General features: G+C 49.6%; 11 protein-coding genes. All 11 read right to left on the reverse strand.

Annotated elements, in window-relative coordinates; all coding sequences use genetic code 11:
* Positions 1 to 64: 64 nt before the first annotated feature.
* Entirely contained in the window at positions 65 to 1,375 is a 1,311-nt protein-coding gene (locus tag ACI4N7_RS07305) for an aminopeptidase C (protein WP_439732695.1), read from the reverse strand.
* A 265-nt stretch (positions 1,376 to 1,640) separates the two neighbouring features.
* Entirely contained in the window at positions 1,641 to 2,885 is a 1,245-nt protein-coding gene (pepT, locus tag ACI4N7_RS07310) for a peptidase T (protein ID WP_439732696.1), read from the reverse strand.
* Positions 2,886 to 3,324: 439 nt separating this feature from the next.
* Entirely contained in the window at positions 3,325 to 5,220 is a 1,896-nt protein-coding gene (locus tag ACI4N7_RS07315) for a glutamine synthetase (protein ID WP_439732697.1), read from the reverse strand.
* Positions 5,221 to 5,460: 240 nt separating this feature from the next.
* Positions 5,461 to 7,356: a glutamine synthetase gene (locus ACI4N7_RS07320; RefSeq protein ID WP_439732698.1), complete on the reverse strand. Its 1,896-nt coding sequence runs from the start codon at positions 7,354 to 7,356 to the stop codon at positions 5,461 to 5,463.
* A 169-nt stretch (positions 7,357 to 7,525) separates the two neighbouring features.
* Positions 7,526 to 7,975 carry a GatB/YqeY domain-containing protein gene (locus tag ACI4N7_RS07325; RefSeq protein ID WP_439732699.1) on the reverse strand — a complete coding sequence of 150 codons (450 nt, stop codon included), beginning with the start codon at positions 7,973 to 7,975 and terminating at the stop codon, positions 7,526 to 7,528.
* Positions 7,976 to 7,999: 24 nt separating this feature from the next.
* Entirely contained in the window at positions 8,000 to 8,176 is a 177-nt protein-coding gene (gene rpsU, locus ACI4N7_RS07330) for a 30S ribosomal protein S21 (protein ID WP_008858603.1), read from the reverse strand.
* A gap of 318 nt (positions 8,177 to 8,494) precedes the next feature.
* Positions 8,495 to 10,477: a TRAP transporter permease gene (locus ACI4N7_RS07335; protein ID WP_439732700.1), complete on the reverse strand. Its 1,983-nt coding sequence runs from the start codon at positions 10,475 to 10,477 to the stop codon at positions 8,495 to 8,497.
* Between the two features lie 5 nt (positions 10,478 to 10,482).
* Positions 10,483 to 11,010, reverse strand: a complete 528-nt coding sequence (locus ACI4N7_RS07340) for a DUF1850 domain-containing protein (protein WP_439732701.1) — start codon at positions 11,008 to 11,010, stop codon at positions 10,483 to 10,485.
* A gap of 77 nt (positions 11,011 to 11,087) precedes the next feature.
* Entirely contained in the window at positions 11,088 to 12,077 is a 990-nt protein-coding gene (locus ACI4N7_RS07345) for a TAXI family TRAP transporter solute-binding subunit (RefSeq protein WP_439732702.1), read from the reverse strand.
* Between the two features lie 172 nt (positions 12,078 to 12,249).
* Positions 12,250 to 12,771, reverse strand: coding sequence for a dCTP deaminase (gene dcd / locus ACI4N7_RS07350; RefSeq protein WP_439732703.1), 522 nt, complete (start codon positions 12,769 to 12,771; stop codon positions 12,250 to 12,252).
* Entirely contained in the window at positions 12,768 to 13,715 is a 948-nt protein-coding gene (locus tag ACI4N7_RS07355; RefSeq protein ID WP_439732704.1) for a type II restriction endonuclease, read from the reverse strand. The genes dcd and ACI4N7_RS07355 overlap by 4 nt, the downstream gene beginning before the upstream one ends.
* Positions 13,716 to 14,053 lie beyond the last annotated feature (338 nt).

Here is a 14,053-nt window from a genome sequence, read left to right on the forward strand (position 1 = left end):
CCATGACGAAGCAGCGCATAAAAATTCTTAAGAAAGCAGACTCTATGAATGAATCAGTGCTTCCTTAATAATCTTCGTCCCAGGCGTTGATATATACCGGTTCCATTTCCATCATTTTCTTCTGATCTTCAGTAAAGTGCTTTTTCAGAATTACCGCTTCATAGACAAATTCCCGGAAATAAGTTTCTGAACATACAAAGTAGCCGGCATCTCCTACGTCTTTGCCCCAGGAGTTTTCAATTTTCCAGCGGTCCGGATTTCCATTTTCATCCAGATGGACACCGGTGAGAAGCATAGCATGGGTGGCAGAGCTGGCACTGTATTCCAGCCGCTTTCCCTTTTCCATATCTGTGGAAAAGCCGCCCAGAAGATCTTCATATCTGACACTTTCCGGATCCCAGATCCCTTCCTTTCTGGCTCCGGCAGCGCCTGCATCGCAGGCGAACCATACCGCTTCTCCGGATTTCAGCTGCTTTACGCAGAGGTCTTCCATGTCCTTCCAGGTCAGGTTCAGGCCTTTCATATCCCGGCCTGCCATGTTTTCCACGGCATGGAAGGCAATGACACGCCCCAGAGGTTTGTCAAAGGTAGGTTCATTAATGACAGCCATATAGTCTTTCAGGGAAATTCCGATATATTTCCTGTAAAATTCCTGCGGCGTAAGCCCACGGTCTTCATGGAACTGATGGTCCTTATCCCGATAGGTAAAATCGAAGGTGTGAACCGGTTCACCGAAAGCAATGCATTCCGCCTTGTAAACCTCTTCCAGCATTTCTGATTTCCGGGCATAAGGATCTTTCCCCTCCCGGACCAGCGCCCGAAGTTCCATGGCATCTTTACGGAGAAGGCGGTTCATTTCAGCGGTGAACCGATCCGTATGGCCGGACTGGTATGTTTCCGGCTGCACCTGTTTAGGCACTACGCCGTATTTTTCCACCAGATCGGCTGCCTCTGACCAGTAGCCGCCGTCTGTCATGCCCCGGAGCACATACTGCATAAGCTGACCCTTTACCGGCGCCTCTGCATTTTCAATCACCATCTGCAGGAAATTATTGGCTTTTTCCAGTTTATCGTAGAAGGAAAGGTAATTCTGGGACAGCTCAAACTGCTCCAGATGGCACTTTTCCGCCACTTTTTCACGAAGGATGTTCAGCGCAGCAAAAAGCCAGCAGCGGCCGGACTGTTCCTGGGCCGTAATGCCTCTTGTCTTCACCTCTACGGTAAAGGCGCCCTTCAGGGCAGCCCCCTTTACAGGACGATAAGCCAGATCCATCATATTTGTTTTAGCCAGTGCTCCCTGGAGCACCCGGGCATGGGTATCAGACTCATAGGTCTGATGAAATTTCTGAAGCAGTGCATCGGAAATATCTTTCATATATATTCCTCTTTTCTTATTTGACACACTCTCACGGGTATGAAAGTTCTTAAGATTGACCGGCCCTATGGGCCGGAGGATTCTCAGGTTTGACGGGCCTTTGGCCCGAAGGTTGTGGTATCGCCCTCAAAGGCGATGAATATAAAACCATCGCTGCGGAATTTTCTTTTTCAATCCCCTCTACGAGGAGATGAAGAGCGAAGCAGACAGGAGGGGCCGCCGCCAGGCATCCTTTTTCCGCTCACCAGTCCGCCAGCGCACTGATTTACTTCACTTCCCAGCCATGACAGGCGATTTCTATGACCGTTTCGCAGGCCTTCACCAGAGAAGGAAGGGGCAGATACTCGAAGCGGCTGTGGAAATTGGCACCGCCGGTAAAAATATTGGGACAGGGCAGTCCCTTGAAGGAAAGCTGCGCACCGTCAGTACCTCCCCGGATAGGAAGTTCCACCGGCACGATGCCTGCCTTTTTCATAGCCTTTCTGGCCAGATCTACGATATTCATATGTCCGTCCTGCATAATGTCCAGCATATTAAAGTACACATCATGGAGTGTGACTTCCACCGTACCGGGTCCATATTTTTCATTCAGGAAGTCCGCCATATGCAGAAGGTATTGTTTCCTCTTTTCAAATTTCGTCCGGTCATGGTCCCGCACCAGCATGTCCAGCCTGCATTCTTCTACGGAGCCGGAGATTTTGTACACATGGAAAAAACCTTCCCTGCCTTCCGTGCATTCCGGCTTTTCCCCTTCCGGCAGCATAGACTGCCACTCAGAAGCAATGGAAATGGCATTCACCATTTTCCCCTTGGCATCCCCCGTATGAACGCTTCTTCCGTGAATCACCACCACCGGATTGGCAGCGTTGAAATTTTCATACTCAAGACCCCCGATTTCACCGCCGTCCACGGTGTACGCAAAGTCAGCATTAAATTTCTTCACATCAAATTTCAAAGGGCTTCTTCCCGTTTCCTCGTCCGGCGTAAATCCGATCCTGAGCTTTCCATGCTTCACTTCCGGATGGCCGGTAAGGTACTCCAGCGCTCCCATAATGGCCGTCACTCCTGCCTTATCATCGGCGCCAAGGAGGGTGGTGCCGTCGGTAACCACAATGTCCTGGCCCTTGTATTTCATGATTTCCGGGAAATCTTTCGTGGAAAGGACGATACCCTTTTCCTCGTTCAGGCAGATATCCTTCCCGTCATAGTCATGAACCACCCGGCTTTTGATGGGGCCGCCGGGCGCATCGGGACTTGTATCCATATGGGAAATGAATCCAACCGTCTTTCCGCTTACCCCGTTTGCCGGAAGGGTAGCCATAACATAGCCGTTCTCATCGAGACTTACTTCCGTAAGCCCCATGTCCTCCAATTCCTCTTTCAAGTGCCGCGCCAGCACCATCTGTCCCGGCGTAGAGGGATACACCTGGTCATTATCTTCATCAGACTGGGTATTGTAGGAAATATAATCTTCAAACCGTTTCAAAAGTTCTTCTTTATCTAAATCCAAAGGATACCACCTCTTGTTCTTTATGATGGTTCCATCATATACCAAATGAAAAGGATGTGCAAAGGGCCCTCTAGCTCCCTGGGCATAGGAGCTTTGTCCTGAGAGCCGCTGTGCGCAGGATTATTTTCGCTTCGCCCAAAGGGGCCAAAATGATTCTAAAGTTTAATGCTCCTTCAGCGTCCATGAGTTTGCAGTTTTTTATAGCAAAGATAAAAATCCTTCCATTGTATCGGAAAATAGATGCATCAAAGTTCAATGAAGGAGCCGGCTTCTGTTTCATACCGATATCTCTTAAATATTGACCCTTCGTCATTCGAGTGAAGTGCCAATGGAGTTTAAAAATTCCCCTGCACAGCGTCACTGCTGACTGCGTGAAGAGCAGCAAAAAAGCAGTGGAAAAGGTTGTTTTCCACTGCTTTCAGTTAAGGAGTTATTCGAATCAGCCTACAATGTTGAGGGCATATTCGCTGTATTCTTTTTCCAGGGCTTCCGCTTTCTTGGAAATTTCGATCTGCAGATCGGAAGCGGTGTCATAGTCATCAGCTTCGAGAGCATCTTTCAGTTTGCTGCAGAGGGATTTACCAGCTTTGGTATCTTTGATGAGTTCATATTTCTTATCAAGGATAGCTGCCCAGCGTTCTTCGTCCAGTTCATCTTCGCCCGGCAGTTTCTTGAAGCCTTTGACCAGAGCTTCGGTAGCGGGAATGATGCGGTCGATGAGTTCATTCTTCCAGCGATATACAATGGAGGCTACGAAAGAATCTACGATGGTAGCATTCAGTGTGCCGCCTGCTTCGATGACTGCCACTTTATCGGGGTTGGCTTTCATGGTCTTCACGTTTTCCCAGACAGTTGCCGGCGGTTTGCCGAAGGCAGCATCTCTTTCTTCCTGGGTGAAGTCTTCAAATACATTGTCTTCGCAGCGGTATGCTCTTCCTTCTTCCAGGTAGTCTGCCTTTTCGCCCGGTTTCTTGGAGAGTTCTGCCAGGAGTTCAGCCGGGGTCTTGCCGGAGGTTACTGCATAGGTAATGCCGTCCAGGGAGGACAGGAAGAGGCAGGAAGCTGCCAGATAGGTATTGGTGAAGGGGTTCGGAGCACGGAGTTCGAAACGGGTAGCTTTCGGGTTTTCGATATCTCTGACGAGACCGATGAGGATGGTTCTGTTACGGGACGGAACTTCCGGATTGTGGCCCAGGGAGGTAACGATGCAGACCGGTGCTTCAAAGCCCGGTTTCAGACGGTTGAAAGCGTCGGTGGTGGAGGAAACGAAGGGGTTGGTTGCTTCGTAGTTCTTGAGAATGCCCATGATGAAGCCATAGCCTACAGTGGAGAGGAAATCGGACTTCATTTCGGTTGGAGCCAGGAGATTGATGGTCTTGCCGTTCTTCAGTGTAGCGCAGATGCCTACATGGGTATGTTCGCCGCTGCCGGCTACGCCGATGATCGGTTTAGCCTGGAAGGATACGTCGAGGCCGTATTTACGGAATACCTCACGAATGATAATACGGGCTTCCAGTTCATTGTCAGCTGCCTGAAGCGGATTCATGGAGAATCTCCAGTCCAGTTCCAGCTGTTCGCATACGTCTACAGTATGGCCTGCATCGTCAACCTTCGGTTTGATGCCCCCTACTTCTTTATGGCCCATTTCTACGCTCATGCCGCGGGCATCCAGTTCTTCAATGGCTTCTTCCATGGCGGTACGAACGTTGCCGCGCATTCTCTGCCAGTACTGTTCCTGCAGTCTCTGGGAAATGGAAAGGTGCTGGATGGTTTCTTTTTCGCTTGGGGTCTTAACCCAGAATTCCAGTTCTGTGCCGATGGTGAATTCAATGTCTGCAATATCATCAAAAGGTACATCTTCCATGCCTTTGACTTTCTTGCCGCCGGCCAGGAGGCCTTTCAGTTTATCTGCTACGAAAGCGCAGGAGTCTTTCAGGATAGAACGGGAGTCAATGAATTTGCCGTTGTGCAGCAGGAAGCAGGGGATGCGGAGGGTGCCTACAGGGCGGCCGTTTTCATAAATGTTGTCTTCGTTGTAGTCAATGTACCAGTTGACAGAGGGATCTGCCACCATATCTACACGGGCATCGTTCAGGGTAGCGATATTCATGAGAACTACGGAAGAGCCGTCGGTCTGTACAGCAGTGCCGGCAAAGAAATCATCATAGTTTTTCAGGAACAGTTCAATCGGTACCTTTTCATCGGTATCATTGCCTGCCAGATCGATACCTACCAGGGATACGAAACGGATTTCCGGATGGGTCTTGAGAAGGGAAAGAACGCCTTCCTTGCCAAATTCACCAGTGGGAATGTAATACAGTAAGTCCTTGTTCATGTTGAATTCCTCCTAATACTATTTTTGTAAACCTTTGCAAAATCACTTCCAGGAAAAGTCCCCCTACGGAAATACTTCCGGGAATCCCAGAATGGAACAGCGGTAATGCCTTTTCCAATTCCTCATGATTCATGCCTCCTGTATATCTATGTATTCTTTTATGTCATGAAATATAAAATGACCCATCCTTTTAATCGAATGGGTCATCATTGGCCTGATGTTCAGCTTTTGTACAAGAAATCAGTCGAGAATATTCAGTGCGTACACATGATATTCTTTTTCCAGCGCCTGGGCTTTTTTCATCATTTCCAGCTGGAGATCGGAAGCGGTATCATAGTCATCTGCTTCCAGAGCTTCCTTCAGCCTGGTGCAGATACATTTTTCATCGTCTCTGTCCTTTGCCAGTTCCATCCGCTTGGCTTTGATGGATTTCCAGCGCCGTTCATCAATCTTATCATCATTATTCAGTTTTCTATATCCTCTGACCGCTGCTTCCACGCCCGGGATAATCCGGTCGATGAGTTCGTTCTTCCAGCGGTATACGATGGAAGCCACAAAGGAGTCCACGATCTGTTCGGAAAGGGTGCCGCCCCGGGTCAGTACTTTAACCTTGTCCGGATTGGCCCTCATCATCTTTACATTTTCCCAAACCGTAGCCGGCGGTTTGCCGAAAGCGGCGTCTCTTTCCTCATCTGTGAAGTCTTCAAAAACATTTTCCTCACAGCGGTAAGCTCTGTCTTTAGCCAGGTAATCTGCCGGTTCACCGGGTTTCTTGGACAGTTCTGCCAGAAGCTCAGCAGCCGACTTACCCGATTTCAGTGCGTAGCTGATGCCGTCGAGAGCGGTCAGATAGAGGCAGGAAACGCAGAGATAGGTATTGGTAAACGGATTGGGTGCGCGAAGCTCGAAACGGGTAGCCTTCGGATTGCCGATATCCCGGATAAGTCCCATGAGAATGGAACGGTTGCGGGACGGTACTTCCGGCGTATGTCCCAGGGAAGTCACAATGCACACCGGCGCTTCAAAGCCCGGTTTCAAGCGGTTGAAAGCATCGGTGGTGGAGGATACAAAAGGATTGGTGGCTTCATAGTTCTGGAGAATGCCCATAATGAAGCCATAACCGATGGTGGAAAGGAAATCGGATTTCATATCTTCCGGAGCCAGGAGATTGATGGTCTTTCCGTTTTTCAGAAGGGCTGCAATGCCTACATGGGTATGTTCACCGCTTCCTGCTACGCCGATAATCGGTTTTGCCCGGAAGGATACATCCAGACCGTTCCGGCGGAACACTTCCCGTACTACGATCCGTGCTTCCAGCTCATTGTCTGCTGCCTGGAGAGGATTGGTAGAGAAAAGCCAGTCCAGTTCCAGCTGCTCGCATACATCAAAAATATGTCCGTCGTCGTCAATTTTGGATTTGATGCCCCCCACTTCTTTATGACCCATTTCTACATGGAGTCCACGGGCATCCAGTTCTTCAATGGTCTGTTCCATGGCGGTGCGTACATTGCCCCGCATCCGCTGCCAGTACTGTTCCTGCAGTCTCTGGGAAATGGAAAGGTGCTGTACCGTTTCCTTTTCACTGGGTGTTTTCACCCAGAATTCCAGTTCCGTGCCGGTGGTGAAAACAATGTCCTGGATTTCAGAGAAGGGGAAATTTTCCATTCCCCTGACCTGGGCGCCAAGAAGCATTTTCTTCAGTTCCCCTGCCACATATTCGCAGGAATTTTTCAAAATAGAACGGGAATCAATAAATGTTCCGTTATGAATGAGGAAGCAGGGAATCCGAAGGGTACCTACAGGACGCCCGTTTTCTTCCATCACATTTTCATCATTATAATCTACATACCAGTTGACCGTGCTGTCGGCCACCATATCAACCCTGGCATCATTCAGGGTAGCAATATTCATAAAAACTACGGAGGATCCATCTGTCTGCACCGCTTTGCCGGCGAAGAAATCACCGTAGTCTTTCATAAAAATTTCAATGGGAATCTTTTCATCGGTATCATTGCCTGCCAGGTCAATGCCTACGAGAGACACGAACCGGATTTCCGGGTGCTGTGCCAACAGGGAAAGAACCCCTTCCTTACCATATTGGCCTGCCGGAATGCAGTACAATAATTCTTTGTTCATTTGAGCCCTCCTATAGACTTAAATTGTTCCATTTTTTTAGATTTATAAATCCCTATGTGTTTCAAAATAAAATGACCCATTCCGAATGGAATGAGTCATCTTTGACGCAGCATATGAACTTATGTAATAAGGATACACCACGTGTCTTACTTTTGTCAAGCCTTTGAACTCAGGCCAGCAGTTTACGGACAATTCCGTTAATCACTTTGCCGTCTGCCTTGCCTTTGAGCTTTGCCATGACAGCTTTCATCACAGAACCCATATTTCTCTGCCCAGGATCCAAAGCATCGATGGTTTCTTTGACAACCTTCTCGATTTCTTCTGCAGACATTTCTGCCGGCAGGTACTTTTCCAGTACTTCGATTTCCGCTTTGGTCTGTGTAACCAGGTCTTCTCTTCCGGAACCAGCGATTTCAGCAAGAGTTTCTTTCCTCTGCTTCACTTCTTTCCGGAGAACGGCAAGAACCTGATCATCATTGAAGTCCGCGTGTCCGTCGTCGATTTCAGCCTGTCTGATGTGAGCGCGAGCCATGCGGATCGTGTTCAGTGCAAGCCTACCTTCTTCTTTTGCTTTCATGGCTGTCTTCATGTCAGCCATAAGCTGTTCTTTAATTGACAAAACTAATCACCTTACAACCTGTCATTACTTATACTTGCGTTTTCTTGCGGCTTCAGATTTCAGTTTACGTCTAACGCTGGGCTTTTCATAATGTTCACGTTTTCTTACTTCAGAAAGAACCCCGGCTTTTTGGCAGGAACGTTTAAATCTGCGAAGAGCACTATCAAGAGATTCGCCCTTTTGAACTTTGATCTCAGACATCTATATCCCTCCCTCCCAATAAGACTGATGGGGTGCTATTGCACACTTATAAATTATAAATTACATTGGCCTATCTGTCAATTTCTTTTTTAGGGATGTTTTTTTGTGCCTCTTACGGCCTTTGAACGCAAGGGGTTCAGAATTCTGACAGACGCTCCGTATCTGAGGATCCTCAGCTTTGACAGCTCCTGCAGAATTGAGTGTTTTGGCGGCGCCCTATCGGGTACATGAATATAAAGTCAGCGTTGCCTGCTGTCCTTACTGCTCATTCCCCCAATAAAAAAATGCCCCTCAGGATGAGGAGCATTTTTGAGTTCTTTACGCTTCTGCCGCTTTTGCCTTCTTGGTACGGAAGTACTGGAGAGCAAAGACGCCAGCCAGAACAGCTATGCCAATAAGGTCCGTCAGTGTGCGCGGATCAATGAGGCAGAGACCGCCGGCCAGAAGAAGAAGCCGTTCAAACACATTGGCTTTGCAGTAGAACTGGCCTATCATTGCACCGGAGATACCGGTCATACCGATGATGGCGGTACAGGTGGTAAAGAGCACGCCGCCGAAGGTAGCGCCGATACCCAGAAGCTGCGGTGAAAGGACAAATACATACGGAATGATGAAGGCTGCAATCCCCAGTTTCGATGCATTGACCCCGGTCTTCAGCGGATCGCCTCCGGAAATAGCGGAGCCTGCATAGGCTGCCAGAGCTACCGGCGGAGTAATATCAGCAATAATGCCGAAGTAGAATACGAACATGTGGGCAGCCAGGATCGGAACTCCCAGCTGGATCAGGGCCGGTGCCGCAATGGTAGAGGTAATGACGTAGTTGGCTGTGGTAGGAACGCCCATGCCGAGAATCAGAGAGGTAAGCATGGTGCAGAGGAGGAGAAGCATGAAGTTTCCTGCTGCCACAGTAACCAGAGCGGAAGCCAGTTTCAATCCGACGCCGGTTTTGGTAACAATACCGATAATCATGCCGGCGGAAGCGCAGGCGATGATAACGCCCAGGGCGCCTCTGGCACCTTTGATAAGGCCGTCTACGATATCATAGAAGCTCATGCGGGTGCTGGCACGAAGCATTGCCGTGCCGATAGAAATGAAGATACCTGCCAGAGCTGCCTTCATCGGTGTATAGCCGGAAGCCAGCAGGGCGATAATGGCAATCAGAGGAATAGCCAGATGGCCTTCTTCCTTCATGATCTTGCCCCAGGGTTCCAGCTGGCTGCGGGGAGTTCCTTCCAGATGATTCTTCTTGGCTTCGAAATGAACGCCCAGGAAAACGCCCAGGAAATAAAGGATAGCCGGAACGACAGCGGCCTTCACGACTTCCATATACGGAATGCCTACAAATTCAGCCATCAGGAAGGCAGCAGCGCCCATAATCGGAGGCATGAGCTGTCCGCCGGTGGAAGCGGCTGCTTCTACAGCGCCGGCAAAGTTTTTGTGATAGCCCAGTTTCTTCATCATCGGAATGGTGAAGGAGCCGGATCCTACGACGTTGGCTACGGAAGAACCGGAAATGGTGCCCTGGAGTGCACTGGAAATAACGGCAACCTTGGCCGGACCGCCGGAAGCCCATCCGGCAAGGGCGTTGGCAATATCAATGAAGAATTTGCCGAGGCCTGTTTTTTCAAGGTAGGCACCGAAGAGAATGAAGAGGAAGATAAAGGTGGACGATACGCCCAGCGGAATACCGAAAACGCCTTCTGTAGTGAAGAAAAGGTGTCCCACCATCTGGTTGATGGTCAGTCCTCTGTGTGCCAGGGGCCCGGGCATATAGGGGCCGAGGAACCCATAAAGCAGGAAGCAGAGAACCACGATAACAATAGGAAGGCCCACAATACGGCGGGCTGCTTCCAGCACCATCACCATGCCCAGGAGCCCAACCACCGCATCGGTAGGTGTCACCGTACCGGCACGGAGAATCAGCTGCTGGTAGTTCACCAGAATATAAACAGGCGGGATAACAGCCAGTATGGTAAGAACAATGTCAATAGGATGGAATCTGCCTCCCTTGACCCAGGATTTTTTCGTAGGGCAGAGAAGGAATACAAGGCAGATGCCGAAGGACAGATGGACGCAGCGCTGAATCATGGCATCCATTGTACCGAAAATGCCGGTATAAATCTGAAAGAGGGAAAAACAGATACAGATGGCAGCTACAATCTTGCCGCATATACCTGTATATTCCATGGTATTTGACTCTTTGTCCAGGGATTTCAGCTTTTCCTGGAGTTCATCGCTCAATTTTCCATCTACCGGCGCATCACTGCCGGCAGGTGCTCCCTTTTTTTCTAAATCAGCCAATATAATCAACTCCTAATTTCTTTTTTCATGTACCACCCTTTATAAAGAGGTGCTACATAAAGCTTCAATTCTTTTCCCAATGGAACCATGTCATCCAGCTGATACTCTGTATCTCCCACAGTCAGGACTCCATGGTTGGTCACTCCGTTGCGGAGTGAGAGCTCAGGAAAATTCCGGTCGATATGATCCAGAATAAACCAGCCATCTTCTTCCCGGAACTGTCCCTCATCGGAGGAAAAGGGAAGCCCCACCCCCATCGATTGATACTTGGTGGATTTAAGGACAAATCCGTCTGTAATCTTGTTTACTTCCAGATACTCATAAATCATGGTTTTCTGGACGGAATGATGATAGGCCAGTGTCACCGGCGTACCGGCTTCCACTTTCTGTCTGAACAGGATTCCGTCCGCTGTCTGGCCGAATACATAGGGCTGCCGGATAAGCCAGCCGCCTACCGTAGCTACCAGACCCACGATGATACCGAATATAATAATCACTGTTTCCAGTGTCCCATTTTTCTGTTTTCTCTTCATGAAAGCGAGAACGGACCCCAATAAGGCCCGTTCTCCCTCCTTTCTATGCAAGGTATGGATCCGATGGGGATTCTTCCTTATTTAGCCTTCAGATACTTTTCTGCACCGGCATTCATCTTGACAGACATGCCTTCCAAAGCGGTATCCTTGGTAATGTATTTACCTACGGCATGGGCTGCTTTCATACGGTCCAGATGTTCATAGATAGCCTTTACAATCTGTTCGCCCAGGTCGTCGCTCAGTTTGTCGGTGGTAACAATGACGCACTTCACGGCTACCGTATTGACATCTTCTTCCTGTCCGGGGTAGGTGCCCTTTGGAATGGTCATCTTGGTGTAGTATGGGTATTTCTGCATGAGCTGGTCAACAATAGCGGGATCAATGTTGACGATGGCTGCAGATTTGTTGGCAGCCAGATCCTGAATGGCTGCAGTCGGATAACCTGCTACAACCACGCCGGCATCCACGTTGCCGTCTTTCAGAGCATTGGCAGCTTCACCGAAGGAGAGGTACTGCACATCGATATCATTATAGGTAATGCCATAGGCTTCCAGAATCTGGCGGGCATTGGCTTCAGCGCCGGAGCCGGAGGCACCTACAGCCACTTTCTTTCCTTTCAGGTCAGCCACTGTCTTGATTCCCTTATCCTGGGTGGTAACGAACTGAATAGTTTCCGGATACAGGGCAGCCAGGCCGCGGATGTTATCCATCTTGTTATCTTTGAACATTTCCTTGCCGTTAGCTGCATAGTAGGCGATATCGTTCTGGATAAAGGCGATATCTACAGAACCGTCTTTCAGCATGTTTACATTGGCAACGGAAGCACCGGTAGACTGTGCGGATGCATTCATGCCCTTGATGTTCTGGTTCAAGAGTTCTGCCAGAGCACCGCCCAGCGGATAGTATGTGCCTGCAGTGCCGCCGGTAGCGATATTCAGGAACTGCTTGCCGCCTGCCGAAGCGGATCCGGCACCGGAGCCGGAGCTGCCGCCGCAGCCTGCAAGAAGAGCTGTGCCTGCCAGACAAAATGCACCTGCTACCATCAGTTTTTTCAATGCCTTCTTCATAATGCTGTCCTCCTTAATACCCTCAAATGAAAGCCCGGTTCTCCTTGAAATTCCCTCCGGGATTTCCAACCCCCACAAAGGGTGAAATAAAAAAGCAGCCCGGCGCATAGGAAAACCTATACGTCTGCTGCAGCTTCTTCGCCCCATGTGCTATAAAGTTATCATTATAATACTACTTTTCGAAATCTTTGTAAAGGAGGCTGGGCTGAATCCCCTTATTATCCTGATACTTTCCTCCATTGTAGCTGTCGGCCTCCCCCAGCACTGTGTGGAAATAAATCTGGCAGATTTCCACGCCGGCATAAATGCGGATGGGCTGCACGCAGAACATTTCCAGCGTCCAGTATCCGGAAAATCCTACATCGCCGAAGCCCGCCGTTACGTGGATAAAAAGACCGAGCCTGCCGATGGAAGAGCGGCCTTCCAGCATGGGCACAAAGCACTTGGTCTTCGTGTACTCTCTGGTCCTGCCCAGGTACAGCTTATTGGGCTGCAGGACAATGCCCTCCTTGGGAATATGAAGCAGGTGCCCTTCATTTTTCTTCTTCATGTCCAGTTCATGATTGTCATATACCATGAGCTCATCAGACAATGTGAGATTATAGCTGTTGGGATTGACCTTTTCCGGATCAAACGGGTCAATAACGATTTCCTCTCCCATGTGCCTTACGATTTCCCTGCCGGATAGAATCATTTTAATTTCCTGCCTTCCTGGTTAAAAATTCTCCGATGAACCGCCATGCGGCGCCGTGTAAAGGTTCCATGCGCCTTTTCTCCCGGCGTCAGATGAAAGAGCTGTCTTTCCTCTTCGGTGAGGCGGTCTGCAATGAGAAGTTCCCCTCTGTCATTATAGGTAATGAGATGAGCGGCAAACAGAGCTCCATGGGTGGGACAGAAAAGAAGTCCCTTTTCCCTGTTTCCCTTGTCTCCATAGGGAAACGCACGAAGAAGAGAGATCCGATCCGCGCCGCAGACAAGGCAGCAGGGATGAGACAGGCCCAGGGACTTCCGCTGGAAATCCCGCTCTTTTTCCAGAAGCCTTCGGATCGATTTGACCGTTGCTTCCGAAGACCTGGCGAAAAGGCTGCCTTCCACGCCTTCTGCGGTTTCGTCTTCCTCCAGAATTTTCCGGATGGAAGAAATCTGCCGGTTCCCGCTTTCCCGGATTTCCCGAAAAGCCGCTGCCGCTTCGGGCTTCAGGATCCAGAAGTAAGCGCCGTCGTCTCCTTCCGCCCCGTCAAATACATATTCCCAGGGCGCCATGGCTGGTGTTTCCAGGGGCTTTTCTTCTACAGGAGCGGATTCTTCTTCTCCCAGATTTTCCTGGACAAGGAGCGGTTCTTTCAAGGTCTTTGACCTGTTTTTCTTCTTGCTGTCGGGATAAGTAGGCAGCATGCCTTGTTCTACCATATCCCGGATCTTGCCGCCTGCCCAGCCTACAGCGGAATTCAGGGCCCGGTACTCCATATGGAGAGCGGCCGCAATGTTTTTTCCATTGTCCATATGGTCAGCAGAATCATAAAGGCGGGCAAAAATCTCCATCATGAGCCGGCTCATAACAGAAGTGTCCCCCATAAGCTGCAGCCAGCCTTCCACTGTCACCTTATCCCATTTCTTCAGCCCCTTGCGCCTTGCCATTCTTTCACCGCCTCTTCCGCTATTTTCAGATATTATACCATTTTCAGGCAATATATGACTATATGTAATAACAGACGTTTTATGGCAGAGGGGATATAAGGAAAATGTTTTTAAGATTGACCGGCCTATGGCAGACGGAGCAGGTTTGGCAGAACCTGCAGCGCTGAAGACTGTAATGTCCTGCGAACGATGAATTTTTATAAGCCATCTGTAAGGCCAGGCCGATTACAGACAAAGCTCTGGCAGCCCGGAAGCAAAAGCCCGGCCGGCTGCCTTAATCCTCACGCCTGCAGGCCTGTCAGCCTTCGGGACCGCTAAACGCCGCAATACTCACAAAA

The organism is Dialister sp., assembly GCF_051885895.1.
Taxonomy (GTDB): Bacteria; Bacillota; Negativicutes; order Veillonellales; family Dialisteraceae; genus Dialister.

What these genes read in the sequence shown, in the direction of transcription:
- ACI4N7_RS07320 (WP_439732698.1), bottom strand. Translation starts at nt 7,356, where the DNA reads ATGAACAAAGAATTATTGTACTGCATTCCGGCAGGCCAATATGGTAAG.
- ACI4N7_RS07340 (WP_439732701.1), bottom strand. Translation starts at nt 11,010, where the DNA reads ATGAAGAGAAAACAGAAAAATGGGACACTGGAAACAGTGATTATTATA.
- rpsU (WP_008858603.1), bottom strand. Translation starts at nt 8,176, where the DNA reads ATGTCTGAGATCAAAGTTCAAAAGGGCGAATCTCTTGATAGTGCTCTT.
- ACI4N7_RS07355 (WP_439732704.1), bottom strand. Translation starts at nt 13,715, where the DNA reads ATGGCAAGGCGCAAGGGGCTGAAGAAATGGGATAAGGTGACAGTGGAA.
- ACI4N7_RS07315 (WP_439732697.1), bottom strand. Translation starts at nt 5,220, where the DNA reads ATGAACAAGGACTTACTGTATTACATTCCCACTGGTGAATTTGGCAAG.
- dcd (WP_439732703.1), bottom strand. Translation starts at nt 12,771, where the DNA reads ATGATTCTATCCGGCAGGGAAATCGTAAGGCACATGGGAGAGGAAATC.
- ACI4N7_RS07345 (WP_439732702.1), bottom strand. Translation starts at nt 12,077, where the DNA reads ATGAAGAAGGCATTGAAAAAACTGATGGTAGCAGGTGCATTTTGTCTG.
- ACI4N7_RS07305 (WP_439732695.1), bottom strand. Translation starts at nt 1,375, where the DNA reads ATGAAAGATATTTCCGATGCACTGCTTCAGAAATTTCATCAGACCTAT.